The 26,072-nt window shown below is 68.2% G+C and carries 21 protein-coding genes; 11 read left to right on the top strand and 10 right to left on the bottom strand.

Annotation, left to right across the window (positions count from 1 at the left end; all coding sequences use genetic code 11):
* Window positions 1–6: 6 nt before the first annotated feature.
* The 3 genes from A7X12_RS04485 to A7X12_RS04475 form a co-directional block, all read right to left on the bottom strand.
* Window positions 7–474: a hypothetical protein gene (locus tag A7X12_RS04485; RefSeq protein WP_064310674.1), complete on the bottom strand. Its 468-nt coding sequence runs from the start codon at window positions 472–474 to the stop codon at window positions 7–9.
* Between the two features lie 199 nt (window positions 475–673).
* Entirely contained in the window at window positions 674–1,279 is a 606-nt protein-coding gene (locus tag A7X12_RS04480; RefSeq protein WP_064310440.1) for an SOUL family heme-binding protein, read from the bottom strand.
* Between the two features lie 13 nt (window positions 1,280–1,292).
* A complete protein-coding gene (locus tag A7X12_RS04475; protein ID WP_064310439.1) occupies window positions 1,293–2,288 on the bottom strand; it encodes a ligase-associated DNA damage response exonuclease in 996 nt (331 codons plus the stop codon).
* A gap of 93 nt (window positions 2,289–2,381) precedes the next feature.
* Here A7X12_RS04475 and gyrB point away from each other — a divergent pair, with 93 nt between their 5' ends.
* Window positions 2,382–4,874, top strand: coding sequence for a DNA topoisomerase (ATP-hydrolyzing) subunit B (gene gyrB / locus A7X12_RS04470; RefSeq protein WP_064310673.1), 2,493 nt, complete (start codon window positions 2,382–2,384; stop codon window positions 4,872–4,874).
* Window positions 4,875–5,222: 348 nt separating this feature from the next.
* On the opposite strand, the gene A7X12_RS04465 is transcribed toward gyrB, so the two are convergent.
* Together A7X12_RS04465 and A7X12_RS04460 are read right to left on the bottom strand one after the other, a co-directional pair.
* Window positions 5,223–5,492 carry a hypothetical protein gene (locus tag A7X12_RS04465; protein WP_064310438.1) on the bottom strand — a complete coding sequence of 90 codons (270 nt, stop codon included), beginning with the start codon at window positions 5,490–5,492 and terminating at the stop codon, window positions 5,223–5,225.
* The gene (locus A7X12_RS04460) at window positions 5,489–5,776 is read right to left on the bottom strand and encodes a DUF1488 family protein (RefSeq protein WP_064310437.1); all 288 of its coding nucleotides are present in this window, start codon (window positions 5,774–5,776) and stop codon (window positions 5,489–5,491) included. The genes A7X12_RS04465 and A7X12_RS04460 overlap by 4 nt, the downstream gene beginning before the upstream one ends.
* A 178-nt stretch (window positions 5,777–5,954) precedes the next feature.
* On the opposite strand from A7X12_RS04460, the gene A7X12_RS04455 reads away from it, so the two are divergent.
* Window positions 5,955–6,689, top strand: a complete 735-nt coding sequence (locus A7X12_RS04455; protein WP_064310436.1) for an SDR family NAD(P)-dependent oxidoreductase — start codon at window positions 5,955–5,957, stop codon at window positions 6,687–6,689.
* A 37-nt stretch (window positions 6,690–6,726) separates the two neighbouring features.
* A complete protein-coding gene (locus A7X12_RS04450) occupies window positions 6,727–7,986 on the top strand; it encodes a DUF445 domain-containing protein (protein WP_064310435.1) in 1,260 nt (419 codons plus the stop codon).
* A 45-nt stretch (window positions 7,987–8,031) separates the two neighbouring features.
* Here A7X12_RS04450 and A7X12_RS04445 read toward each other — a convergent pair whose 3' ends face one another.
* On the bottom strand, window positions 8,032–8,250 hold the full coding sequence (locus tag A7X12_RS04445; protein ID WP_064310434.1) for a hypothetical protein: 219 nt from the start codon (window positions 8,248–8,250) through the stop codon (window positions 8,032–8,034).
* Between the two features lie 341 nt (window positions 8,251–8,591).
* On the opposite strand from A7X12_RS04445, the gene A7X12_RS04440 reads away from it, so the two are divergent.
* Together A7X12_RS04440 and A7X12_RS04435 are read left to right on the top strand one after the other, a co-directional pair.
* Window positions 8,592–9,425, top strand: coding sequence for an amidohydrolase family protein (locus A7X12_RS04440; protein ID WP_064310433.1), 834 nt, complete (start codon window positions 8,592–8,594; stop codon window positions 9,423–9,425).
* 57 nt (window positions 9,426–9,482) lie between these two features.
* A complete protein-coding gene (locus A7X12_RS04435; RefSeq protein WP_064310672.1) occupies window positions 9,483–10,490 on the top strand; it encodes a zinc-binding alcohol dehydrogenase family protein in 1,008 nt (335 codons plus the stop codon).
* 15 nt (window positions 10,491–10,505) lie between these two features.
* Here the strand turns inward: A7X12_RS04435 and A7X12_RS04430 are convergent, their stop codons facing one another.
* Complete coding sequence (locus A7X12_RS04430; RefSeq protein ID WP_064310432.1) at window positions 10,506–10,850, bottom strand: L-rhamnose mutarotase; 345 nt, start codon at window positions 10,848–10,850, stop codon at window positions 10,506–10,508.
* A gap of 134 nt (window positions 10,851–10,984) precedes the next feature.
* On the opposite strand from A7X12_RS04430, the gene A7X12_RS04425 reads away from it, so the two are divergent.
* A complete protein-coding gene (locus A7X12_RS04425; protein WP_064310431.1) occupies window positions 10,985–12,031 on the top strand; it encodes a LacI family DNA-binding transcriptional regulator in 1,047 nt (348 codons plus the stop codon).
* Window positions 12,032–12,034: 3 nt separating this feature from the next.
* On the opposite strand, the gene A7X12_RS04420 is transcribed toward A7X12_RS04425, so the two are convergent.
* Both A7X12_RS04420 and A7X12_RS04415 read right to left on the bottom strand, forming a co-directional pair.
* Entirely contained in the window at window positions 12,035–13,354 is a 1,320-nt protein-coding gene (locus tag A7X12_RS04420; RefSeq protein WP_064310430.1) for an ATP-binding protein, read from the bottom strand.
* Window positions 13,351–14,022: a response regulator gene (locus A7X12_RS04415; RefSeq protein ID WP_064310429.1), complete on the bottom strand. Its 672-nt coding sequence runs from the start codon at window positions 14,020–14,022 to the stop codon at window positions 13,351–13,353. Before A7X12_RS04415 ends, A7X12_RS04420 begins: the two co-directional genes overlap by 4 nt.
* 112 nt (window positions 14,023–14,134) lie before the next feature.
* Between A7X12_RS04415 and A7X12_RS25880 the strand changes: the two genes are divergently transcribed.
* From A7X12_RS25880 to A7X12_RS04390, 5 genes are all read left to right on the top strand, one after another.
* A complete protein-coding gene (locus A7X12_RS25880) occupies window positions 14,135–14,743 on the top strand; it encodes a hypothetical protein (RefSeq protein ID WP_064310428.1) in 609 nt (202 codons plus the stop codon).
* 201 nt (window positions 14,744–14,944) lie between these two features.
* Window positions 14,945–16,243, top strand: coding sequence for an efflux RND transporter periplasmic adaptor subunit (locus A7X12_RS04405; protein WP_064310427.1), 1,299 nt, complete (start codon window positions 14,945–14,947; stop codon window positions 16,241–16,243).
* Between the two features lie 3 nt (window positions 16,244–16,246).
* Window positions 16,247–19,357, top strand: coding sequence for an efflux RND transporter permease subunit (locus tag A7X12_RS04400; RefSeq protein WP_064310426.1), 3,111 nt, complete (start codon window positions 16,247–16,249; stop codon window positions 19,355–19,357).
* The gene (locus tag A7X12_RS04395) at window positions 19,354–22,683 is read left to right on the top strand and encodes an efflux RND transporter permease subunit (RefSeq protein ID WP_064310425.1); all 3,330 of its coding nucleotides are present in this window, start codon (window positions 19,354–19,356) and stop codon (window positions 22,681–22,683) included. Before A7X12_RS04400 ends, A7X12_RS04395 begins: the two co-directional genes overlap by 4 nt.
* Window positions 22,680–24,209, top strand: a complete 1,530-nt coding sequence (locus A7X12_RS04390; RefSeq protein WP_064310424.1) for an efflux transporter outer membrane subunit — start codon at window positions 22,680–22,682, stop codon at window positions 24,207–24,209. The genes A7X12_RS04395 and A7X12_RS04390 overlap by 4 nt, the downstream gene beginning before the upstream one ends.
* 143 nt (window positions 24,210–24,352) lie before the next feature.
* On the opposite strand, the gene rtcR is transcribed toward A7X12_RS04390, so the two are convergent.
* Window positions 24,353–25,945, bottom strand: coding sequence for an RNA repair transcriptional activator RtcR (gene rtcR / locus A7X12_RS04385; protein ID WP_064310423.1), 1,593 nt, complete (start codon window positions 25,943–25,945; stop codon window positions 24,353–24,355).
* Window positions 25,946–26,072 lie beyond the last annotated feature (127 nt).

Genomic DNA, 26,072 nt, shown 5'->3' with positions numbered 1-26,072 from the left:
GCGCGCTCAGCCGCCGGGGCGCAGGCCGCCTTCCATCAGCATCATCGTGATGCTGCCCATGTCGGTATATTGGAGCACGCCCGCCAGCGTGCCGACCACATTGGGGTCCTGCGCGAGATCCATCAGCGCGACGCGGCCGAGCGCGGTGAAGCTGTTCTGCAGCGCGCCGGGATCGCTTTTCATCCGATCCATCGCCTGGGCGCGGCAGTCGCGGGTGACGAGGCGGGTGATCAGCTGGCCCGCCTGCTGGCTGGCCTGGACGCGGCGGCCCTCGTCGACCTTCACCATGTCGCGCACCGCGGCGCTCTGCGCGACGGCGGCGAACACCCAGCGGATCAGCACGTCGCGATCGGCGCGGCTGGTGCGGGCGCGGAGGCACTCGCCGAACGCGTCGCGCGCCTGGGCTTGTGCGGCGGCGGGGGCGAGGAACGAAGCAAAGGCTGCGGCGGCGGCAAGGAGCGGGCGAATCGTCATGGGGCTCCAGTAGGAAAGCGCCGCGGCAAGATCACGGCAGAAGTGGAAGGCTATCGCGACCCACCCGCCGTCATCCCGGCGAAAGCCGGGATCCATTGGGGCCTCCGGATCGGCTCCTGCTGTGAGCGAGAGGCGACTGGATCCCGGCTTTCGCCGGGATGACGGAGGAGGCAGCGGGCGGCTTCCCGCCACCCCCAGGTTACAGCGCAATCAGCACCTCGTTGCGCCGCAAGGGGCCGGGGATGAACGGCGAGTTATAGAACGCATATTCCACCGCGCCGCCGTTGATGCCCTTGGCCGCGAGCCAGCTCCGCAGCTCGGCCTCCCGCTTGGCCAGCACCGCATCGTCGGGCGAGCCCGAGAAGCGCAGCACCGCGACGCGCCGCGCCGGGCGGGTCGCCAGGTCGACATTGTCGGACGGCTTGGGCAGCGTCGCGAGCGTGAACTTGGAGGGCATGACGAACTGCGTCCGCCAGCTCGCATCCTGCTTGGCGCTGAGAACCGGGGCGGTCATCGCAATCTTCTCGCCGCCGCTGCCGCCATTGTCGCCGCGGCGCTTGGCGAAGATATAGTCCGCCAGGCGAGAGAATCCGGCGCTCAGCGCCGCCTCGCGGGTGCCGATCGCGCGGGTTTCCGCCACCACCAGCTCGGGATAGTCGCGGATCTCGAAGGCGCCGTCCTTCTCCACCAGCGTGAAGGGCGGCTGCTCGCTTGCCTTCTCGAACGCATAGTACGCTGCCGCGCCGGCGACCACCGCGCCGCCCAGCAGGCCACCCACCCAGGCCCAGGTCTTGCCCTTCGCCATCGTCAAAACTCCCTCAATCGTCTTCGTCCTCGAACCCCGAGAGATCGAGCGCGCGGGCGCGTATCTGCCGGAGCCTGCACCAATGTACCAGCGCATCCTCGCGGCCATGTGTCACCCACACTTCGCGCGGGGCCAGTTCCTCGATGGTGCGGGTCAGTTCGTCCCAATCGGCATGGTCGGAGAGGATCAGCGGTAGCTCGACATTGCGCTGCCGCGCGCGCTGGCGCACCCGCATCCAGCCGCTCGCCATCGCGGTGATCGGATCGGGCAGCCGCCGCGACCAGCGATCGTTGAGCGCCCCCGGCGGGCAGAGGATGATCCGCCCCTCCAGTTCCTTCTTGGGCAGACCCGTGGCTGGGCGGAGTTCACCCAGCGCCACGCCGTGTTCGGCATAGAGGTCGCACAGCGCCTGCAGGGCGCCGTGAATATAGATCGGATCGTCGAAGCCCATGCCGCGCAGCTCGGCGATCACCCGCTGCGCCTTGCCCAGCGCATAGGCGCCGACCAGCACGCAGCGCTCGGGCTCGGTGCGCAGCGCGGACAGCAGCTTGTCGATCTCGTCGGTGGTCTCGGGGTGGCGGAACACCGGCAGGCCGAACGTCGCCTCGGTGATGAACACGTCGCACTGCACCGGCTGGAACGGTGTGCAGGTCGGATCCGGCCGGCGCTTGTAGTCGCCCGAGACGACGATCCGCTCGCCGGCATGATCGAGCACCACCTGCGCCGAGCCCAGCACATGGCCGGCGGGGACGAAGCCCACCTCGATCGGGCCGAGCGTGACGCTCTCGCCATAGTCGACCGGCCGCCCGTTCTGTGGACCGTAGCGCGCCGCCATGATCGCCAGCGTGCCCGGCGTCGCCCACACCTCGCCATGCCCGCCGCGGGCATGATCGGCATGGCCATGGGTGATGATCGCGCGTGCGACCGGCTTGGACGGGTCGATCCACGCATCCGCCTGCGGAAGGTAGATCCCGCTAGGATCGGGGGTGAGCCAGCTGCCGAGCGCCATGCCCGCCGATATGGGATCGCCGCCCCCGATTGCGAGGCGGGAGGCCCGCCCATTTTGCTTTCGTTTGCCCCCTCGAATCCCTATATCCTCGGCATGGCAGACACTCCCAAGACGAACGATCCCAACGCGAACGAATATGGCGCCGACTCGATCAAGGTCCTCAAGGGCCTGGATGCGGTCCGCAAGCGCCCCGGCATGTATATCGGCGACACCGACGACGGCTCGGGTCTGCATCACATGGTGTTCGAGGTTTCCGACAATGCGATCGACGAGGCGCTGGCCGGGCATTGCGACCTGATCCTGATCACGCTCAACGCCGATGGATCGGTTTCGGTCGAGGATAACGGCCGCGGCATCCCGACCGGCATCCATTCGGAAGAAGGCGTGTCCGCCGCCGAAGTGATCATGACCCAGCTCCATGCGGGCGGCAAGTTCGAGAACACCTCGGATTCGAACGCCTACAAGGTCTCGGGCGGCCTGCACGGGGTGGGCGTGTCGGTGGTCAACGCGCTCAGCGAGTGGCTCGACCTCAACATCTGGCGCGACGGCGAGGAGCATTACATGCGCTTCCGCCACGGCGATGCCGAGGCGCCGCTCAAGGTGATCGGGCCCGCGAACGGCAAGAAGGGCACGCGCGTGACCTTCCTCGCCAGCCCGGAGACGTTCAAGATCACCGAGTACGACTTCGAGAAGCTCGAGCATCGCTACCGCGAGCTCGCCTTCCTCAATTCCGGCGTGCGGCTGTTCCTGCGCGACGCGCGGCACGAGGAAGTGAAGGAGATCGAGCTGTTCTACGAAGGCGGCATCGCCGCGTTCGTGAAGTATCTCGATCGCAACAAGGTCGCGCTGATGCCCGATCCGGTGGCGATCAGCGGAACCCGCGACGACGTGACGATCGACGTCGCGCTGGAGTGGAACGACAGCTATTACGAAAACGTCCTCTGCTTCACCAACAATATCCCGCAGCGCGACGGCGGCACCCACCTCGCGGCGTTCCGCGCGGCGCTGACCCGCACGCTGAACAACTATGCCGACAAGTCGGGCATGCTGAAGAAGGAGAAGGTTTCCCTCACCGGCGACGACATGCGTGAGGGCCTGACCGCGATCGTCTCGGTCAAGCTGCCGGACCCCAAGTTCAGCAGCCAGACCAAGGACAAGCTGGTCTCCTCCGAAGTCCGCCAGCCGCTCGAAAGCCTGATGGCCGACAAGCTGGCCGAGTGGCTGGAAGAGAATCCCGCCGTCGCGAAGCAGATCATCCAGAAGGTGATCGACGCCGCCGCCGCGCGCGAGGCCGCCAAGCGCGCGCGCGAGCTTACCCGGCGCAAGGGCGTGATGGACATCGCCAGCCTGCCCGGCAAGCTCGCCGACTGCCAGGAGCGCGATCCCGCCAAGTCCGAACTCTTCTTCGTCGAGGGTGACTCGGCCGGCGGCTCGGCCAAGCAGGGCCGCGACCGGCACTTCCAGGCGATCCTGCCCCTGCGCGGCAAGATCCTGAACGTCGAGCGCGCGCGCTTCGACCGGATGCTCGCCAGCCGCGAAATCGGCACGATCATCACCGCGCTCGGCACCGGCATCCGCGACGATTTCAACATCGAGAAGCTGCGCTACCACAAGATCGTCATCATGACCGACGCCGACGTGGACGGCGCGCATATCCGCACGCTGCTGCTGACCTTCTTCTACCGCCAGATGCCCGAGATCATCACCAACGGGCACCTCTATATCGCCCAGCCGCCGCTCTATAAGGCGACCAAGGGCCGCTCCGAGGTGTATCTGAAGGACGATGCCGCGCTCGACCAGTATCTGGTCGATGCCGGCGTGGGCGGCACGGTGCTCGACACCAATGGCAGCCAGCGTTCGGGCGAGGACCTGCGTACGCTGGTCGAGCATGCCCGCCGCATGCGCACGCTGATGCGCTACGTGCCGCGCCGCTACGATCCGATGATCATCGAATCGCTGGCGCTGGGCGGCGCGCTCGATCCCTCGGTCAGCCGCGAGCGCCATGCCGAGGAGCTGAAGACCGTCGTCCACCGGCTCGACGCCGCCGACACCGAGGCCCGGTGGAGCGCGCGCATCACCGAGGATGGCGGCTATCATTTCGAGCGGCTGTGGCGCGGTGTGACCGATCACCACATCGTCGAGGCGAACTTCCTCGTCTCGGCCGAGGCGCGCAAGCTGCACACCCTGGCGAGCGAGCAGGCGCCGGCTTATCTCACGCCCTCTAAGCTCGTCTCGAACAAGGGCCTGGCGACCGAGGTGGATGCGCCGGTGCCCGAGGACGAGGCGCCCGTCGCGGTGGGCAAGGGCGAGAGCCTGGTGTCGCGCCCGTCGCAGCTGCTCGACGCGATCCTCGCCTTCGGGCGCAAGGGCCTCGCGATCCAGCGCTACAAGGGTCTGGGCGAGATGAATGCGGAGCAGCTGTGGGAGACCACGCTCGATCCGCAGAACCGCTCGATGCTGCAGGTGGCGATCGACCAGGCCGACGTGGCCGACGCGATCTTCACCCAGCTGATGGGCGACGTGGTCGAACCGCGCCGCGACTTCATCCAGGAGAATGCGCTCAGCGTCGCCAATCTCGACGTCTGATCGGGAGCGCGGAGGGCTAGCACCTTATCCTCCCCCGCCAGGGGGAGGTGGCCGCCGGAGGCGGGCGGAGGGGGAGGAACCCCTGCCGCGGAAGCTTTATCGCTTCCTCCCCCTCCGTCAGGCTGCGCCTGACACCTCCCCCTGGCGGGGGGAGGGTCGGTATTCTTCGAAAGCGGAAAAGCGCGCAGTGGACTCGTTTCGCGCGTTATTTCTTAGGCGGCTTGAACCCGTCTGTTTTTCGCGACCAAGATCGTAGATTGGCAAGCGAGCAGCCGCTTCCGACCCAACCTCACCCCGGCCCTCTCCCGCAAGCGGGATAGGGAGATGGAGAGGGAGACGGAGGCAGCTCTAGTCGGCGAGCCGCTCCGCGAGCGCGGCGATGCCTTCGCCTTCGAAGCGATTCACTGCCGCGCCGTCGATGTGCACCGGATGGTCGAGGAGCAGCACGGCATGCGCGCGGTGGACGGGATCCAGGTCTCGCCATGCCCGCACCGCATCGCCCAAATTGGTGACCTCAGCGATGTCGCCGCCGCCGCGCACGACATTCTCCAGCGCCGCACTCATCGTCCAGTCGATCGGCGGGTTTTTGGCGTCGTCGCCCCAGCGTGCCTCGGTCATGCCCGTGCCTCCTGGTCGAGGTCGCTTTCGCTGATCACGATGATCGGCCGGTCCGGACCCTTGGCAAGCGCGGTGAGGGCGGCGTGCTCGATCGGATCGCGATAGCGGCGGAAGCTGGCCTCGGCGTCGCCGTCGGGCTGGCTGCCGCTCAGCGCCTCGATCACGCTGTACTGCACCGCGAACTGATAGTCCTCGCCGTCGACCCGCCCGTCGAATTCGACCTGGCGATCGTCGAGATTGTCGAAGAGGGTGGTGTCGTCGATTTCCAGCTGCGGTGCGGCCATTGCATCTACTCCATCGCCGGCGGTGGCAGGCTCGGGAATGGAAACAGCACGCGCTTGGGCGGAGTTCCGCGCGGCGGGTCGTTCCGCCTCGGCTTTCCGGTGCCAGCCCGCAAAAAGCTGATCCAAACCGCGTCGGCGTGCGTATAGGAGGGGAAACCCGTTACGCTCAGGAGTTGCCATGCCTACCGTACTCATCACCGGCGCCACCGCCGGGATCGGCGAAGCTTCGGTCCGCGCCTTCGCGGACGCCGGATGGCATGTCGTGGCGACCGGCCGCCGCGCCGATCGGCTGGAGAAGCTCGCCGGCGAGCGCGTCCAAACCCTCACCTTCGACATCCGCGACGAAGCCGCCCGCGACGCGGCGCTGGACAGCCTGCCCGCGCCCTTTTCCGAGATCGACCTGCTGATCAACAATGCCGGCCTCGCCCTCGGCCTGGAGCCGGCGCAGAAGGCCTCGCTCGATAACTGGCGCACGATGATCGACACCAATGTCACCGCGCTCGTCTCGATCACCCACAAGCTGCTGCCGGGGCTGGTCGCGCGCAAGGGCGGGATCATCAACCTGTCGTCGGTGGCGGCGACCTATCCCTATCCGGGCGGCAATGTGTACGGCGCGACCAAGGCGTTCGTCCGCCAGTTCACGCTCAACCTGCGCGCCGACCTGATCGGCACCGGCGTGCGCGTCACCTCGATCGAGCCGGGCATGGTCGAGACCGAGTTCACCCTGGTCCGCACCGGCAGCCAGGACGCCTCGGACAAGGTCTATGCCGGCGTCAATCCGATGACCGCCGAGGACATTGCCGAGACGATGCTGTGGGTTGCGACGTTGCCGCCGCACTTCGCGGTCAACACGCTTGAGCTGATGCCGGTCAACCAGGCGAACGGCTCGTTCGCGGTCCAGCGCGAAGGCTGAGCGGAGCGCGCGGGGCCCCAGCAGCGTTGCACCGGTCATGAGCCTTACGCCACGCCTCCACCAAGACCCTCCGCCCGCCGGCCTGCGCCGGATGCGGATGGTCGCGACCGGGCTGCTGCTGGCGATGGCGGCGCTGTTCCTCGCCGCCCGCCATTTCCAGGGGCTGCACCCCGCACTGCCCTTCGTCCGCGCCTTTGCCGAGGCGGCGATGGTCGGCGGGCTGGCCGACTGGTTCGCGGTCACGGCGCTGTTCCGCCACCCGCTCCACCTGCCGATCCCGCACACCGCGATCATTCCGCGCAACAAGGATCGTATCGCCGAGACGCTCGGCCAGTTCCTCCGCGCCAACTTCCTGATCCCCCGCGTGGTGGCGCGTCGGATGCAGCGGCTCGACGTGGCGGGGGCGGCGGGGCGCTGGCTCGCGGCGCCGTCGCACGGCACCGGGCGGATCGGCGCGGGTGCGTCGCGGCTGGCGGCGAACATCCTCGAATCGCTCGACCAGGAGCGGCTGGGCGGCATGGTGAAGGGCGCGATCGCCTCGCGGCTGCGGGCGATCGACATCGCGCCGCTGTTCGGCCAGGCGCTGGCGGCGGCGATCGCCAATGAACGCCACCTGCCGCTACTGGATTCGGTGATCCGGGGCGCCGCGCGCATCCTGGAGGCCAACGAGCATCTGATCCGCGAGATGGTCCATGCGCGCGCGGGATCGGTGATGCGCTGGACCGGGCTGGACGAGACGCTGGCGACCAAGATCATCGAGGGGCTGAAGAAGCTGATCGACGAGATGGCGGAGAACCCGGACCATGCCGTGCGCGCCAAGATCGAGGAGGGGCTGGAAAGCCTCGCCGAGCGCCTCCAGCACGACCCCGAACTCCAGGCGCGGGTGGAGAGCTTCAAGCTGGAGATGCTGGAGAACCAGGGCTTCCAGCGCTGGATCGACGGACTTTGGGAACAGAGCCGCGCCGCGATGCTGCGGCTGGCGCGGGATCCCGAGCGCGCGCTGGGCGGCCGGATGGGCGAGGCACTGCGCCAATTCGGCGGCACGCTGCAGACCGATGAGAAGCTGGCGCGGACGATCAATCGTTTCGTGCGGCGTTCGGCGGTGGGCGCGGCATCGGATTATGGCGACGGCATCGTTCGGCTGGTCTCAGACACGATTCGCGGATGGGATGCCCAGACGGTGACTTCCCGGCTGGAGAACGCCGTCGGGCGCGACCTGCAATATATCCGGATCAACGGCACGGTGGTCGGCGGGCTGGTCGGCGTGGTGATCCACGCGGTGGATGTGCTGCTCTGACGTCGATCCAATCCCCTCCCTTCCAGGGGAGGGGACTAAGGTTCTTCATGATGGATGGGCCTCAGCTTCCGCATCGTCCCCCGTTTCGATGGGCAGGTGCTCGGCCTCCACATACGGATCTTCTTCCCCGGTCATCGGGATGCCGTCCGGGTCCTTGCCGGCCAGCGCATCCACCCGTCCGTCCCGCGGCGGTGCGCCCTGTGCGTCGACTTGATGGGCATGGCGTTCGGTCTCTGTGCGGTCGCGCATCGGATTGGTCGTCATTGTCGTTCCTCTCCACTCAGCGTCGAGGCGACGAACATAGCCTAGGTTGGTTCCGTCCGCGATGCGCCACGTCGCAGCAGTGCCGCACCGCCCGGCACCAGTCGCCAGCTCCGTTCGGCGAACAACTTGGTCGTGGCGTGGCCAATGCCGCTGGAGGCACCGATGATGACGGCGGTTCGGGGAGGGTGCTGCGTGGCCATGGGGGGTGTCTCCGGTCCGGCGCGGGAGGCGCTTCGTCGACCGACCGGAAGGCGGCATAAGATTGCCATCCCTTCGAAACAGGCCCTGCTGCGCAAGCTGCTACGCTTTCCGAAGGGCCCTGCGTTCGGTTATGCTTAAGCATGCGGATCGATGCCCATCACCACCTCTGGCACTATACACCCGAAGCGTTCGGCTGGATTGAACCCGCCAGCGCCATCGCATGCGACTTCAACACGGACGATCTCGCGGACGAGATGGCGGTGGCCGGAATCGACTGCGCGATCGCGGTCCAGGCGCGGCAAAGCGAGGCTGAAACCGCCTTCCTTCTCGATTGTGCTGCGCGCCAGCCGCGGATCGCCGGCGTGGTCGGCTGGATCGACCTTCGCGCGCCCGATATCGCGGATCGGATCGCTGCGCGCCCCACAGGCCCGCTTCTGGGCTATCGCCACGTGGTGCAGGACGAGCCCGATGCGGACTTTCTGCTGGCAAGTGCGTTCGTGGGGGGCGTGGGGGCGGTGCTGGGGGCGGGGCTTGCCTATGACGTACTGGTTAATGCCACCCAGCTTGCCACGCTGCCGGCGTTCCTCGATCGGTGCGGGGACGGCCGGCTGATCCTCGACCACGCCGCCAAGCCGAACATCGCCGCCGGGGCTTGGCAGCCCTGGGCCGAGCAGATCGCCGCCGCCGCGCGCCACCCCAACCTCTTCTGCAAGGTCTCCGGCCTGGTGACCGAAGCCGCACGCGACTGGCAGGCCGCGGATTTCGATCGCTATCTCGACCACGTTTTCACCTGCTTCGGCCCCGACCGCGTGCTGTGGGGATCGGACTGGCCCGTCTGCCTGTTGGCCGGTACCTACACCGATACCCGAGATATCGTCGCACGTTTCGTCGCGCGGCATTGCCCGGAGGCGGAAGCCGCCGTGTTCGGCGGCAATGCCCTCCGCGCATATGCGATGGATATTCGCACGCTGTAAAAGCAGGTTGCACCGATGAGAGCGGGCGTGGCACAGCCGCGTCAGGAGAGTCAGCCCATGCGCACGATCGTCTGCAACGCCCCGTTCGAGCTTACCCAGGTACAGCGCGAGGCACCGACGCCCGGCCCCGGCGAGGTGCTGATCCGCATCCGCCGCGTGGGCCTGTGCGGCACCGACTATCATATCTTCGCCGGCCGCCACCCGTTCCTGCAATATCCGCGGGTGATGGGGCACGAGCTGGGCGGCGAGGTGGTAGAGCTTGGCGAGGGCACTAGCCTCGCCTTGGGGCAGATCGTGGCGATCAATCCCTATCTTGCCTGCGGGCACTGCATTGCATGCCGCAAGGGCAAACCCAATGCGTGCGTCAACATCCGCGTGCTGGGCGTGCACAGCGACGGCGGCATGGCGGAACTGCTGGTGGTGCCCGAAGCGGCCGTGCTCGACGCCTCCGGCCTCACGGTGGATCAGGCGGCGATGATCGAGTTCCTCGCGATCGGCGCCCATGCCGTGTCGCGCGTGCCCAAGGACGGGGAGGGGCGCATGCTGGTGGTCGGCGCCGGTCCGATCGGCGTTGCGAGCGCGCTGTTCGCAAGGCTGGACGGGTTCGAGGTGACGCTGGTGGACCAGCGCGCCCAGCGGTTGGCGTTTGCGCGGGACCAGCTCGGCTTCGACGGCCTGGTAGCCGACGAGAACCTTGGCGAGCAGTTGATTGCCCGCACTCAGGGCGACATGTTCGACGTGGTGATCGACGCGACCGGTGCGCTTCCGGCGATGCGCCGCAGTCTCGATTTCGTCGGCCATGGCGGCGCGCTGCTACTGGTCGGCGTCGCGCCGGGCGATCTAAGCTTCGCGGATCCCGAATTTCACAAGCGTGAGGCGGTGCTGATCGCCAGCCGCAATGCGCTCAGCACCGATTTCCAGCGGGTGATCGCCGCGATCCGCTCCGGTGCGATTCCGACGGACCGGCTGCACACCCACAGCCTGGCGGCCGAGGATCTGCCGGAGCGGCTGCCCGCGCTGATCGAGGAAGCGGACCATGTGCTGAAGGCGATCGTCGCCTTCTGACCGGCTGCCCGCCGGTCAGGGTTGATCGGCGAGCGCGAAGATCCGTTCGCTGGCCACCCATTTCACTTCGGGTGCGGCGAAGGCTAGGCGGCGCTGAAAACCGTCCATCAGCGTTTCCCATGCCTGTACCTCGGGATCGGCGGCGTCACGGGCGCGCTTGGTTTCAGAATCGAAGTCCGGGCCCGTCTCCATCACCATCACCAGCCGGTCGCCGGCCTGCCAGATCTCCATCGCGTCGATGCCCGCCTCCCGGATCGACTGGATGACCGCCGCCGGCGGCCCTCCCGGCCGGTGCCAGTGGCGATAGGCGGCAATCGCCGCGGGATCGTCGTTCAGGTCGAGCAGCAGCACGTGGCGCATCGGGAACCTCTCTCCTCGGGCGGGCCTGCATAGCCGCGCGCGGCGACCAGACAAGCCGATGCCGCATCGCGGCTTTTCGGATGCGCCCGCATCGCGTACGTCCTGCCGCATTCTGGGGGCAGGGAGAAGACGGCGTGGCGAAGGCGGGCAAGCCCGTGCAGGGAGCGACGATCATCGATGTGGCGGCGAAGGCGGGTGTTTCCGCCATGACCGTCTCGCGCGTGATCAACGGCCGCACCGGCGTGAGCGCCGCGACGCGCGAGGCCGTGGAGCGCGCCATCGCCGAACTAAGCTATGTGCCCAATGTCGCCGCGCGCAGCCTCGTCACATCGGCCGAACTGCGCATCGGGGTGGTCTATTCCAACCCGAGCGCCGCGTTCATGAGCGAGTTGTTGACCGGCGTGTTCGAGGAAGCGTCGATCTGGGGCGCGCGGCTGGTGCTGCTGAAGGGGGAGGACGGACGGCCGCCGGCGGAGGAAGAGCTGCTGCGCTTCGCCTCCTCCGGCCTGTCGGGCATCCTGCTCGCGCCGCCGCTGGCCGAGGCACCGGTGGTGATGCGGGCGCTCCGCAGTGTGGGCGTGCCGATTGCGGCGATCGGTGCCTATCATGTTCCCGGCGCGACCTGCGTGCGGATCGACGATCGCCGAGCGGCCTATGAAATGACGCGGCACCTGCTCGATCTCGGCCATCGCCGCCTGGGCTTCGTGGTCGGCAATCCCGATCAGGCGGCCAGTGCCGAGCGTCGGGCCGGCGTGGAGGATGCGATGCGCGATGTGCCCGATGCCGGCGTGCAGCTGGTGCAGGGCGATTTCAGCTATGCCTCCGGGTTGGCTGCGGGCGAGGAACTGCTCGACGGGCCCGAGCCGCCCACCGCCGTGTTCGCCAGCAACGACGACATGGCTGCGGCGATCGTCTCCGTCGCGCACCGCCGACAGCTCGACGTGCCGCGCCAGCTCACCGTGGTGGGGTTCGACGATACGACCGCTGCGGTGACCCTTTGGCCCCCGCTCACCACCATCCACCAGCCGGTGCGCCGCCTTGCCGCGGAGGCGCTGGCACTGGTGGCGGACGAAGCACGGGGGGCCGCGCCCAAGACGCGTGCGCGTCGCGACCGGGTGCTGGAGCATGCGATCGTCAAGCGTAGCTCGACGGCGGCACCCCCGGTCGATTCAGGGCGCTGACGCTCAGCCCGGCAGCGGCCGGTTGCCGGGGCATTTCAGGGTGGCGCGCAGGCCGCCGAGCGGGCTGTCGCCAAGATCCAGCCGGCCGCCGTACAGTTCGAGCAGATCGCGGACGATGGGCAGGCCGAAGCCGTCGCCCGCCGGGCCTTCGTCGAGCCGCACGCCGGGTTGCAGCACCTGCGCGCGCCGTTCCGGCGGGATGCCCGGGCCGTCATCATCGATCCGGATCTCGATTTCCCCCGGCGTGGCCATGGCCGTCGAGAACGCGACGCGCGTACGGGCGTGGCGCGCGGCATTGTCGAGCAGATTGCCGAGCATCTCGGACAGATCATGGGCGTCGATCGCCACCCGGGTTCCGGGCTCCACATCGAGCTGGATGGCGACGTTCGGTCGCAGCATGCGGAGCACGCCGGCGACGTCGTCAGCGATCGCGGCGACCTCAGTGCTGGCGCGCTGGTTCACCGCTACGGCGCGTGCCCGTGCCAGGGTGTGCCGGATCACGCCTTCGATCCGGCGCACCTGGGCGGCGGCGGGACTATCGGGAGCGACCGTCAAAGACAGGGTGGCAACGGGCGTTTTCAGCGCATGGGCAAGGTTCGCGGCGGATTGTCGGGCGGCAGCGAGCGTTGCGGCATTGCTGGCGGCGAGCGCGTTGAGTTCCTCAGCGAGCGGCTCGAGCTCCGTGGGCTGATCCTCGTCCACCCGCTCGCGCTCACCCCGGCGGATCGCGCCGATCTGCGTGACCAGCGCGGCCAGCGGGCGCAGCGCGAATCGCAGCTGCACCCAGGCCGCCAGCGCGAAGATCACCGCGAGCGCGACGATGACGCTGGCGAGCGGCACCAGCGCATCGCGGATCGGGCGGCCGATCACGCGCCCCGGCGCCGACGCGATGAGGGTGACCGGGCCCGCGTCGCTGGTCACCACCAGCTGGCGGGCATGCACACGGCCCTTGGCGTCCTCGCCCTCGAGCGGGGTGGGGGGGAGCGGCAGGGTGCCAGCGTCAGGAGGGCCGGGAAGGGGCGCGCGCAAGGTCGGGAAGTCGGCGCTGCCGAGGGTTTCGCCGGGCGCTTCGATCCGCCACCGCCAGCCCGGCCCAGCCGCGAGGCTGCCCTGGCGCGCCGCCAGTCGCGTCCGGTCGATACTGCCATCGGCGCGCACCGCGCTTGCCAGTAGCGCCAGTTGTGCGTCGAGCCGCTGGTCGACGCCGCCGGTCACGACCCGATCGAGCACGCCGGCCATGGTCCAGCCCGCCAGCGCCAGCGCCAGCAGCGTGACCACCCCCGACAGCAGCAACATCCGCGTGCGCAGCGAGCGACGCTTCATGCCGGCTGCTCGCCGCAGGTCAGCCGATAGCCGCGACCGCGCACTGTCTCGATCCGCTCGGCGCCGATCTTGCGGCGGAGCCGGCCGATGATGACTTCGAGGCTGTTCGAATCGACATCGGCATCGCCTTCATAGACGCGCTCCAGCAACTCCAGCCGCTCGATCACCACCTCGCGCCGCAGGATCAGCTGCGAGAGCACGCGCCATTCGAACGCGGTCAGCTTCAGCGGCAGGCCGTCCATTTCGAACTGTCCCGTCTGGCTCTCGAAGGCGAGCGGACCGCAGGCGATCCGCGTCTGGGCATGGCCGGCAGCGCGCCGCACAAGCGCGCGCAGCCGCATCATCAGCTCCTCGACGCGGAAGGGCTTGGTCAGATAGTCGTCGGCGCCTGCCTTGAACGCGGTCACCTTGTCCGCCCATGCCTCGCGGGCGGTAAGCACCAGCACGGGCAGCGCGCGTCCGCCGGCGCGCCAGGCGGCCAGGATCTCGGCACCGGTCTTTCCCGGAAGGCCGAGATCGAGCACCGCCGCGTCATAGGCTTCGGTTTCGCCAAGATGCTGCGCATCGATGCCGTCTGCCGCAAGGTCGACCGCGCAATGCTCTGCCCGCAGCGCCCGCGCAATGGCGGGGCCGAGATCGGGATCGTCTTCTACCAACAGGATCCGCATCGTTCCTCGCCTAGCTCCCCCGCTTAAACCGAAACTGAACCGCCGGGTTCAGCGCGGGTCGGGCGCGACTCGCTAGATCGGTTGCATCGAACACCCAAGAGGAGTTGATGGAATGACCGAATGGAAGAACAAGCTCTGGTCGCCGCGCACCCGGCTGGCAGGCGCGGCGGCGGCGCTGCTGGCGCTGGGCGCGGCAGGCGGCGCGGGCGCGGTGCAGCTGACCCGCCCCACGGTGGAAATGGCGCCGACCGTGCCCACCGCCGTGGCGCGGCTGGCCCAGACCAGCGGCATCGTGACGGTGAAGGGCCGTGTCGCGGAGACCTATGGCGACCGGTTCGTGTTGCAGGACGGCTCGGGCCGTACGCTGGTCGATGTCGGACGCGCCGCGTCGGGCGTGCAGACAGGCACGGCGCTGATGGTGCAGGGCCGCTATCGCGATGGACAGTTGCACGCCTCCTACCTTGTCGACGGCAATGGCAGCATCCAGGCGGTCGGTGCGCCGCCGCCCCCGCCGCCGGGTGGTCCGCATGGTCCGCCGCCGCCGCCGCCGGGTGGCCCGGGCGCCCCGCCGCCGCCCCCACCGCCCGGCGCAGCCGGCGCCGTGCCGCCGCCGCCGCCAACGGGCACCGTTCCGCCCGCGGCAGGCATCGGGGCGCCTCCCCCGGCACCGGGCGCGGTACCGCCGCCAGCGCCGGCACCTAGCCCGACACCGACGCGGTAAATCCCGTTGCTTGCGAACCGGCCCGCTGCGCACGCCCGCAGCGGGTCGGCCTTGCGTGGTGGCGCCTGCGTCGACGATCGGCGAGCCTCTCGGGTTCGATGTGGCAGCGCAGCGACACAGTTTTGCGACAAAGCCCGCATAGGAGGACGCGGAGGACGTGGGCGGCGGACGCGCCGGTCCCCGGATGAGGACGAAAGCGAGATGGATCGATACGACCCGAACCCAGGCGCGCAGGGTGACGCCGGCGCAAGGGCGGCGCGGCGCCCCCTGTCCCGCCGAGCACGCACGATCAGCTGGATCGTCGGGATCGGTGCCATCGTCGCGCTGGTCGCGCTGGCGGTCTTCCTGTCGCAAGGCACCGGCTCGTCCGGCAAGCAGGGTGGCGGGCGGTCCGGTGGCGGTGGGCGGCGCGGGGGCATGTCGGCGCCGACGACGGTGGGGACGGCCAAGGCCGCGGTCGCCGATCTTCCGGTGCAGGTCGAGGCGCTCGGTACAGTAACACCGGCGGCGACCGTCACGGTACGGCCGCAGGTTTCGGGGACCATCGTTCAGCTGCTCTATCGCGAAGGCCAGCTGGTGCAGAAGGGCCAGCCGCTCGCGGTCATCGACCCGCGCCCCTATCAGGCGGCGTTGCTGCAGGCGCGCGGCGCGCTTACCCGCGACCAGGCGCAGCTCGAGAATGCGCGACTACAGCTCGCCCGCTACAACACGCTGCTCACCCAGGACTCGATCGCCCGGCAGGACCGGGACACCCAGGCGGCTTTGGTCCATCAGCTGGAGGGTACCGTGCTCGCCGATCGCGGATCGGTGCAGCAGGCGCAGATCAACCTCGGCTATACCCGCATCGTCTCGCCGGTCAGCGGCCGCGCGGGCCTCAAGGTGGTCGACATCGGCAATTATATCGGCGCCGGCGATGCCAACGGTATCGTCGTGGTGACGACGCTGCAGCCCATCGACGTGGAATTCGCCATCCCGCAGCAACAGGCCCCGGAGATCCAGAAGCGCATCGCGCAGGGCGCGCAGATTCCCGCGATCGCGCTGGACAGCACCCGCACCAAGACGCTCGACACCGGCAATTTCTCGACGCTCGACAACCGGGTGGACACCAGTACCGGCACGATCAAGGGCAAGGCGCGCTTCGCCAATGCCGGCTTCCAGCTCTACCCCAGCCAGTTCGTCAACGTCCGCCTGACCATCGAGACGGTGGCGAAGGCGGTGACGGTGCCCCCCGCCGCCATCCAGTCCGGCCCGAACGGTCCCTTCGTCTGGCTGCTCAAGCCGGATCGCACCGTTACCGAACGCAAGGTGAAGCTGGGCGTCGCGGTGGCCGACAAGACGCAGATCACCGACGGCCTCGCCCTCGGCGACACGGTGGTAACCGACGGTGCCGATCGGCTGAACGAAGGCGCCAAGGTGGCGCTGCCCGGCGACGCGCCGCCGGCGCGGGACGGCCAGGGCAGCGGCCAGCGGCGGCACCGCAGCGGCGGCCAGGGCGGCTGATCGGTGGGGCCGTCGCGCATCTTCATCCTCCGCCCGGTCGCGACCGCGCTGTTCATGGTCGCGATCGTGCTCGCGGGGCTGGTCGGCTTCAACGGCCTGTCGCTCTCGGCGCTGCCCGAGGTCGACTATCCGACGATCCAGGTCAGCACCCTCTATCCGGGCGGCAGCCCGGAAGTGATGACCCAGACGGTCACCGCCCCGCTGGAACGCCAGTTCGGCCAGATGCCGGGGCTCACCCGGATGGAATCGACCAGTTCCTCGGGCGCCTCGGTCATCACGCTGCAGTTCAACCTCTCGACCGGGCTCGACGTGGCCGAGCAGGAAGTACAGGCGGCGATCAACGCCGCGCAGGCGCTGCTGCCGGCCGACCTGCCCGCGCCGCCGGTCTATGCCAAGGTGAACCCCGCCGACGCGCCGATCCTGACGCTGGCGATCACCTCGGACACGATGCCGCTCACCCAGGTCCAGTCGCTGGTCGATACCCGGCTGGCACAGAAGATCAGCCAGATCACCGGTGTCGGCCTGGTCGGGCTGGCGGGCGGGCAGAAGCCGGCGATGCGGATCCGCGCCGATACCCAGAAGCTTTCCAGCTACGGCCTCAGTCTCGCCCAGATCCGTACCGCGATCGGCAACGCCAACGCCAATTCGGCCAAGGGCAGTTTCGACGGGCCCAGCCGCTCCTACCAGATCAACGCCAACGACCAGCTCGAAACGGTCGACGACTATAAGAACCTGATCGTCAGCTACCAGAACAACGCGCCGGTACGCCTGTCCGACGTCGCCGAGGTGGTGGAAGGCGCGGAGAACAGCCGGCTCGGCGCGCTCGCCAATGCGACCCCCGCGATCATCCTCAACGTCCAGCGCCAGCCGGGCGCAAACGTCATCGCCACCACCGATGCGATCAAGCGCCAGCTGCCCGAGCTGCTGAAGAGCCTGCCCGCCGGCCTCCATGCCGAGGTGCTGGCCGATCGCACCACCGGCATCCGCGCTTCGGTCCACGATGTCGAGTTCGAGCTGGTGCTCGCCGTCGCCCTCGTCGTGCTGGTGATCTTCTTCTTCCTGCACTCCGGCCGCGCGACGCTGGTCGCCGGGCTTGCCGTGCCGATCAGCCTGATCGGCACCTTCGGGGTGATGTACCTCCTCAACTTCAGCCTCGACAATCTCTCGCTGATGGCGCTGACCATCGCCACGGGTTTCGTCGTCGACGACGCGATCGTGATGATCGAGAACATCCAGCGCCATATCGAGGACGGCATGGCGCCGTTCGAGGCGGCGCTGAAGGGTGCGGGCGAGATCGGCTTCACCATCATCTCGCTGACCGTCAGCCTGATCGCGGTGCTGATCCCGCTACTGTTCATGGGCGACATCGTCGGCCGGTTGTTCCGCGAGTTCGCGGTGACGCTGGCGGTGACGATCCTGATTTCGGCGGTGGTGTCGCTCACCCTGACGCCGATGCTGTCCGCGCGCTGGCTCAAGCGCCCCAGCGAAGAGAAGCCGAGCCGCGTCGCCGAACGCTCCGCCGCGCTGTTCGGCTGGGTCGAGCGCCATTACGCGACCGGCCTGGATGTCGTGCTTCGTCGCCGCTTCGCAACGTTGTTGGTGGCGATCGCGACGCTGGGCCTGACGGTGCTGCTCTACCTCGTCATCCCCAAGGGGCTGTTTCCCACCCAGGATACCGGCCAGCTCCAGGCGCGTATCGTCGCCACCAACGGCGTCTCGTACAGCCATATGGCGACGCTGCAGGCGCAGGCGGCGCGCGCGATCCTCGCCGATCCGGCGGTGGAGACGCTTTCCTCCTATGTCGGTGTCGACGGATCGAACAACGCCTCGCTCAACGTCGGCACCATGCTGATCAACCTGAAGCGCTCGCATGGCAACCAGGCGGCGGTGATGCGGCGGCTGGAGGACGCGGTGGACCGGATCGCCGGCATCACCCTCTATGTCCAGTCGACGCAGGACCTGACCATCGACGCCGAGAGCGGCCCCACCCAATATCGCTTCTCGGTCGAGGGATCGAACACCGCGGACGTCAATGCCGAAGCGCAGCGGATCGTCGCGGCGCTGCGCCATGTGACCAAGGTGGCCAATGTGTCGACCGATGCCGGCGCCACCGGGGCCGCCGCCTATGTCGACATCGACCGCGACAGCGCGGCGCGGCTGAACATCACGGCCTCCAGCGTCGACGACACGCTCTATTCGGCATTCGGCCAGCGCATCGTCTCGACCATCTTTACGGAGACGACCCAGTATCGCGTCATCCTGGAAGCGGTGCCGGGCCTTGCCACCGATCCGCAGTCGCTGGGGCTGTTCAACCTCCAGTCGCAGGGGGGCGCGACGCCGCTCAATGCGGTGGCGACGATCCGCGAGGGGCGGTCGCCGCTCGCGGTCACCCATGTCGGGCAGTTTCCGGCCGCCACCGTCAATTTCGATACCGGATCCGGCGTCTCGCTCGGCACGGCCACCGCGGCGATCCGCGACACCATCGCGCAGCTGAAGCTGAAGCCCGGCATTTCGGTGACCTTCCTTGGCGCGGCAGGGGCCTTCTCCGCCTCGCTCGGCAACCAGCTGGTGCTGATCCTGGCGGCGATCCTCTGCGTCTATATCGTGCTGGGCGTGCTCTATGAGAGCTTCATCCACCCGGTGACGATCCTCTCCACGCTACCCTCGGCGGCGGTGGGTGCGCTGTTCGCGCTGTGGGTGACGGGGCACAATCTCGACGTGATCGGCATCATCGGCATCGTGCTGCTGATCGGCATCGTGAAGAAGAACGCGATCATGATGATCGACTTCGCGATCGCCGCCGAGCGCGACGAGGGACTGGCACCCGCCGCCGCGATCCGCCAGGCGGCGATCCTGCGCTTCCGCCCGATCCTGATGACGACGCTGGCCGCGCTGTTCGCCGCGATCCCGCTGATGCTGGGCATGGGCGAGGGCGCCGAGCTGCGCCGGCCGCTGGGCATTGCGATCTTCGGCGGGCTGATGGTCAGCCAGCTGCTGACCATGTTCACCACCCCGATCGTCTATCTCTATTTCGATCGCGCGCAGCAGAAGCTGGCCCGGCATGGCTGGGGCAGCCGCACCAGCCCGAACGTGACGCCGGAGGCGGGCGCTTGAACCTCTCCGCGCCCTTCATCCGGCGCCCGATCGGCACGATCCTGCTGACGATCGGGCTGGCGCTGGCGGGCATCGCGGCGTTCTTTTCGCTGGCGGTCGCCCCGCTGCCGCAGATCGACCTGCCGACGATCAGCGTCTCGGCGAGCCTGTCGGGGGCCAGCCCCGAGGTGATGGCGCAGAGCATCGCGACGCCGCTGGAACGCCGCCTGTCGACCATCGCCGGCGTCACCGAGATGACCTCGTCGAGCTCGCTGGGGTCGACGCGGATCACGCTGCAATTCGATCTGTCGGTGAACATCGATGCCGCCGCGCGCGAGGTGCAGGCAGCGATCAACGCCGCGCGGGCCGACCTGCCGGCGACGCTCAAGCAGAACCCGACCTATCGCAAGGTCAACCCGGCGAGCCAGCCGGTGATCACCCTGGCGCTCTGGTCCGATACCAAGACCGCCGGGCAGATCTATGACGCCGTATCCAATTCGGTGCAGCAGCGGATGCTGCAGATTCCCGGCGTCGGCGATGTCGAACTGGGCGGCGGCTCGCTGCCGGCGGTGCGGGTGGACGTGAACCCCTATCGGCTGAACAGCTACGGCATCTCGATGGAGGATGTCCGCGCCGCGATCGAGGCTGCGGACGCCAATCGCCCCAAGGGCCTGCTCCAGAGCAGCGTGACCGGCCGCGCCTGGCAGATCTACACCAATGCCGCGGGCCGCGTGGCGGCGGACTATCGCCCACTGGTCATCGCCTGGCGGGACGGCGCGCCGGTGCGGCTGGGCGACATCGCCAATGTGAGCGACAGCGTCGCCGACCTGCGGACGCTCGGCCTCTACAACGGCAAGCGCGCCATCATCGTCAACATCACCCAGCAGCCGGACGCGAACCTGATCAAGATGGTCGACGCGATCCGTGCCGAGCTGCCGACGCTGCGCGCGCAGATCCCCGCCGACATCCATCTCGACGTGGCGATGGACCGGACGAGTTCGATCCGCGCGTCGATCCACGAGATCGAGATTACGGTGCTGATCGCGCTGGTGTTGGTGGTGGTCGTCGTCTTCGCGTTCCTGCGCGACGTGCGTTCGACCTTCATCCCGGCGGTGGCGACGATCGTCTCGCTGCTCGGCACCTTCGGCGTGATGTATCTGATCGGGTTCAGCCTCAACAACATCTCGCTGATGGCGATCACCGTCGCAACCGGCTTCGTCGTGGACGATGCGATCGTCGTGCTGGAGAACACCACCCGCCATCTGGAACAGGGGAGGGGCCGGTTCGATGCGGCGCTGATCGGCGCGCGCGAGGTCGGCTTCACTGTATTGTCCATGTCGATCGGCCTGATCGCGGTGTTCATCCCGCTGCTGTTCATGGGCGGCATCGTCGGCCGGCTGTTCCGCGAATTCGCCGTCACCCTCTCGGTGGCGGTGATGATCAGCCTGGTGCTGTCGCTGACGACCACGCCGATGCTGTGCGCGTGGTTCCTGCGCAAGCCCCAGCACGACGCCGCGCCCAAGCGGCCCGGCCGCTTCGCGCGTATTCTCGAAGGCGGGTATGTGCGGCTCGAACGCGGCTATGCCCGGGTGCTCGATTGGGCGCTGGCGATGAAGCCGCTGGTCGTGCTGCTGCTCATCGCGGTGATGGGGCTGACCGTCTATCTCTATATCGTGGTGCCGAAGGGGTTCTTCCCCCAGCAAGAGTCGCCGCTCATCTTTGCCGGCGTGCGGGCCGACCAGAGCGTGTCGTTCCTGTCGATGCAGAACAAGCTCACCCAGGTCGTGACCATCATCAAGAAGGACCGCGCGGTGCAGAGCGTGGTCGGCTTTACCGGCGGCAGCCGTGCAGGCGGCGCGTTCATGCTGATCGCGCTCAAGCCGGTCGAGAAGCGGCCGGGCCAGCCCAGCACGGTGGTGATCCAGCGGCTGCAGCGCGCGCTCCAGCCGGTGGAGGGCATCCGCCTGTTCCTCTCGCCGGTACAGGACCTGCGCGCCGGCGGTCGGTCGGGCAACGCCACCTACCAATACACGCTGATGGCGGACAGTACCGCGAACCTGAAGATCTGGGCGCAGAAGCTCAACGACGCGATGGCCAAGAGCCCGGTCTTCACCAATGTCGACAGCGACCTGGCCGAGAACGGCGTGGAGAGCTTCCTCACCATCGATCGTGACGCGGCCGCGCGCGTCGGGATCTCGCCGCGCGATGTCGACAATGCGCTCTATGACGCGTTCGGTCAGCGCAACGTCGCCACGATCTATGAGGACATCAACCAGTATAGTGTGATCCTCGGCTGGGATCCGGCGGCAACGACAGGGCCGCACGCCCTGCCGGACATCCGCATCCCCGCCCAGTCGGTCGCCACCGACAATCTGGCGACGGTCAGCGCCTCCGGGAGTACCGTGAACGCGCCCGTCAATCCGGTCGCGACGACGGCCATGGCTGCCGGGACGACCGGCGCGACGACAACGACGGGGAGCAGCGGCAGCGGGGCGAGGAGCACCACCGCGGCGGCCGTTCCCTCCAATCCGGCGTTGCGCAACCCCTCGACCGGTTCCGCGCTTAGCAACGCCGCGCATGCGATGGTGCCGCTCCCCGCCATCGCCAGCGTGCGGCAGGCCCCCACCGCCGCGAGCGTCAACCACCAGGGCACCGAGGTCGCCGCGACCATTTCGTTCGATCTCAAGCCCGGCAAGGCACTGTCCGATGCGCGCGCGGCGATCGATGCGGCGGAAGCGCAGATCGCCATGCCCAGCACCGTGCACGGTGCCTTTGCCGGCACCGCGCTTACCTATCAGCAGCAACAGGGCTCGCAACCGCTGCTGATCCTGGCGGCGCTGGTGGCGATCTACATCGTGCTCGGCATCCTGTACGAGAACCTGATCCACCCGATCACCGTACTCTCCACGCTGCCCGCGGCAGGCACCGGCGCGGTGCTGGCGCTGATCGTCTGCGGCATGGAGTTCGACATCATCGCGTTGATCGGGCTGTTCCTGCTGCTCGGCATCGTCAAGAAGAACGCCATCCTGATCATCGACTTCGCGCTCGCCGCCCAGCGCGAGCGCGGCCTGTCCGCCGAGGATGCCGCGCGCGAGGCGAGCCTGCTCCGCTTCCGCCCGATCCTGATGACCACCATCGCCGCCGCACTCGGCGCGCTGCCGCTGGCGATCGGCTTCGGCGAAGGCGCGGAACTGCGCCGGCCGCTGGGCGTCGCCATCGTCGGCGGGCTGATCGCCAGCCAGGTGCTGACCTTGATCACCACGCCGGTCATCTATGTCCTGCTCGATCGCCTGTCGCGGCGCCGCCGCCGATCCTCCCCCCAGCCAGTTCGCGAGCTTCCCGCATGACCAGCCTTCGCTTCCGCCCCATCGCATCGCTGCTGGCGCTGAGCGCGCTTGCCGGCTGCTCGCTCGCGCCGCCCTATCAGCGCCCGGAGACGACGGGTGCGATGCCAGCCACCTGGAAGACGGTGGACGGATGGCGTGCCGCCAACCCGGATGACGGTGCGCCGCGGCCGGACTGGTGGACGACCTTCGGCGACGCGACGCTCAACGGCCTGGTCGCCCGTGCCAACGCGCAAAATCAAACGCTTGCCCAGGCTGCCGCCGCCTGGCGCCAGGCCACCGCCGCGACGCGCGAGGCGCGCGCCAGCCTGTTCCCGACCGTGAGCGCCAACGGATCGGTCACGCACACGCATAGCGGCGCTACGGTCCGCAATGCGACCGATGGCGGCACCGGCGCGGCCGTGATCAACGGGCAGAGTACCGACAGCTACCGGGTGAACGTGCAGGCGAGCTGGCAGCCGGACCTGTTCGGCAGCGTCACCAATACCGTACGCAACGCCCGCTACACCGAACAGGCGCGGCTGGCGGACATCGCCAATGCGCGGTTGGCGATCCAGGGCGAGCTGGTCACCGATTATCTCAGCCTGCGCGCCACCGACGCGACCATTGCCAGCCTTACCGCGACGGTGGACGCCTATCGGCGCTCGCTCGACATCGCGTCGAACCAGTACAAGGCGGGCATCGTCGCGAAGACCGATGTGTTCCAGGCGGAGTCGCAGCTCGCTTCTGCCCAGTCCGACCTGGAGGGGCAGGCGCGGACGCGGGCGCAATATGAGGACGCGATCGCCGTGCTGATCGGCGAGAACCCGGCAGGCTTCCGCATCGCGTCGACCGGCGCCGTCTGGACGCCGCAGGTGCCGGAGGCGCCGGTTTCGCTGCCGTCCGCGCTGGTCGAGCGGCGGCCGGACATCGCTGCCGCCGAGCGCGCGGTCGCCGCTGCCAATGCGACGATCGGCATCAACCGCGCCGCCTTTTTCCCGACGGTGAGCCTTACCGGCAGCGGCGGTTTTTCGAACGACTCGCTGTCCGGCCTGTTCAGCGCGGGGGCGTCGCTCTGGTCGCTCGGCGCGTCGGTGGCGCAGACATTGCTCGACTTCGGCGCGCGCGGTGCGCGTGTGGCGCAATCGCGGGCGGCCTATGATGCGGCGGTCGCCAACTATCGGCAGGTGACGCTCACCGCCTTTCAGGACGTGCAGGACAATCTCATCGCGCAGCAGGTGCTGGCGCGGCAGGAGAGCTATCTCCGCACCGCCTCGATGGCCGCCGACCAGTCCGAGACGACGCTGCGCAACCAGTATCGAGCCGGCATCGTGGTCTACACCAACGTCGTCACCGCGCAGGCGACCGCCCTCAATGCGCGCCGTGCGCTGATTCAGGCGCAGCTCGATCGGCAGACGGCCCATGTCGCGCTGGTACAGGCGCTTGGCGGCGGCTGGTCCAGCGATGTGCTGACACGCGGTGCGGAAGCGTCCGGTGCGCGAAGCATGCCCGCGGCACGCATGCAAGCGAGCCGCCCTTCCGGCGAATAACAATAGCGGCAAGAGAACGGCCATCGATCGCAAATGGCGCGCCCGAGGTGAAGGCGCTGGGCACTCAGATCATTGGGAAATTCGGTTTCCAACACACCCGCATAGACGTGGCGTGCGTCATGTGTAGTCATCTGAAGCCGGGGTCAGCGGCCGGTGAGGCTAGACCAATCTAGCGCGAAGCGGGCTAGATATTTCCGCAGTCGGTCCGCATCGTTGGCGGATGTTCTGCGGGTGCGGGATGCCGCGAACAAGGTTCGACCGGCCTCGGAGAGCGAACGGCTTCGGCGGCAGGTTTGGACGACCGCGGCGAGTTGCACGCGGTCGAAGGGGTCGATTTCCGCCAGCGCCGCCGACGTCAGTACTTCTGCCAGAATATCGCTTTCATCCTGTTTCTGCCCGGACCACAGGCGTGCCAGCCTGTGGATTTCCGCCTCGGCGGCGTCGGTGTCGATCCGCCCCTTGGCACTGAGCGTGGCCATGCGGGTGACGCTTGCCGACAGGTCGCGGAAATTGCCCGGCCAGCGCGCATCCGGGCTTGTGGCGAAGGCGAGATAGCGCTGGCGGGCCTCCTTGTTGAAGCCCACCCGGACGCCTTCGCGCTCGGCGAAGCGATCGAGTTCATAGTCCAGATTAGGCTCGATATCCTCTCGGCGCTCGGCGAGGCCAGGAAGCTGAAAAGTCCATAAGTTGAGCCGCGCGTAAAGATCGTCGCGGAAGCCGCCCGCCGCCACCGCCGCACCGAGGTCGCGGTTGGTGCCGGCGATCAGCTGGAAGTCCGAGGCGACTTCCTTGTCCGATCCGACAGGGAGGAAGCGCTTGTCCTCGATCGCGCGCAGAATCATCGCCTGCTCGTCCGAGCCGAGCTCGCCGATTTCATCGAGGAATAGCAACCCCTTGTCGGCAGTTCGCAGCAGCCCGGTGCGATCGGCGACCGCGCCGGTGAACGCGCCCTTTCTGTGCCCAAACAGCGCGGACATCGCGCCGTCGCCCTTCAATGTCGCGCAATTCACTTCGACGAACGGCCCGGCGATCTGATGCTTCAGCCGCTTCAGTTCGTAGATGCGCCGCGCGAGCTGGCTCTTGCCCGCGCCGGTGGGCCCGGTGAGCAGGATCGGCGCCTTGGAGCGCAACGCCACCTGCTCGATCTCGTCGATCATCCGGTTGAAGGCGGAGTTGCGGGTCTCGATCCCTGATTTGAGGAACGAGGTGCTCTCCTGCGCCGCGACCGCGAAGCGCGTGGCGATGCTGTCGTAGCGGGAGAGATCGAGGTCGATCGTGTTCCACGTTCCTGCCGGGTTGAGCGATCCGCGCTCCGGCTGGGTCTGGAGCAGACGGCCCGGCAGATAGCGCGCCTCGGTCAATAGGAAGAGGCAGATCTGAGCGACGTGCGTGCCGGTGGTGATATGGACGAGATAGTCCTCGATCTCGGGGTCGAACGGCTCGGCGCGCGCGAAATCGAGCAGCTTGCCGTAGACTTCCTCGAAATCCCACGGATCGACGAAATCGAGCAGGCGCAGATCCACCCGCGTCTCGGGAGAAACCGAGACCACATCCTCCGCGACGAAATCCGCGAGCCGGCGATGCTGCGCGCCGTGGATCAGGATCAGCCGATCGACGCGCAGATCCTCGTGCATCGCCAGGCCGACCGTCGGGCGCCACTTGTTCCAGCGCGAAGGACCGAACTTGGCCGCATCGAGCGTAGAGCCGAGAAAGCCGATTACCGTGGTGGGTCGCATGCTTATCCTATAGGATAAATTACGATCCATTGCGATCGAAATTTCAGCCACGGGTGGCGACGCGACACGCCGGTGGGAAGCGGCTGAAAGAAAAAAGATAGCGTAATATCAGATAGATAAAACGGAT

Source organism: Sphingomonas sp. TDK1 (genome assembly GCF_001650735.1).
Lineage (GTDB): Bacteria > Pseudomonadota > Alphaproteobacteria > Sphingomonadales > Sphingomonadaceae > Sphingomonas.
Note: the sequence above shows the minus strand (reverse complement) of the source record. Positions and strands in the feature narration are given on the sequence as shown.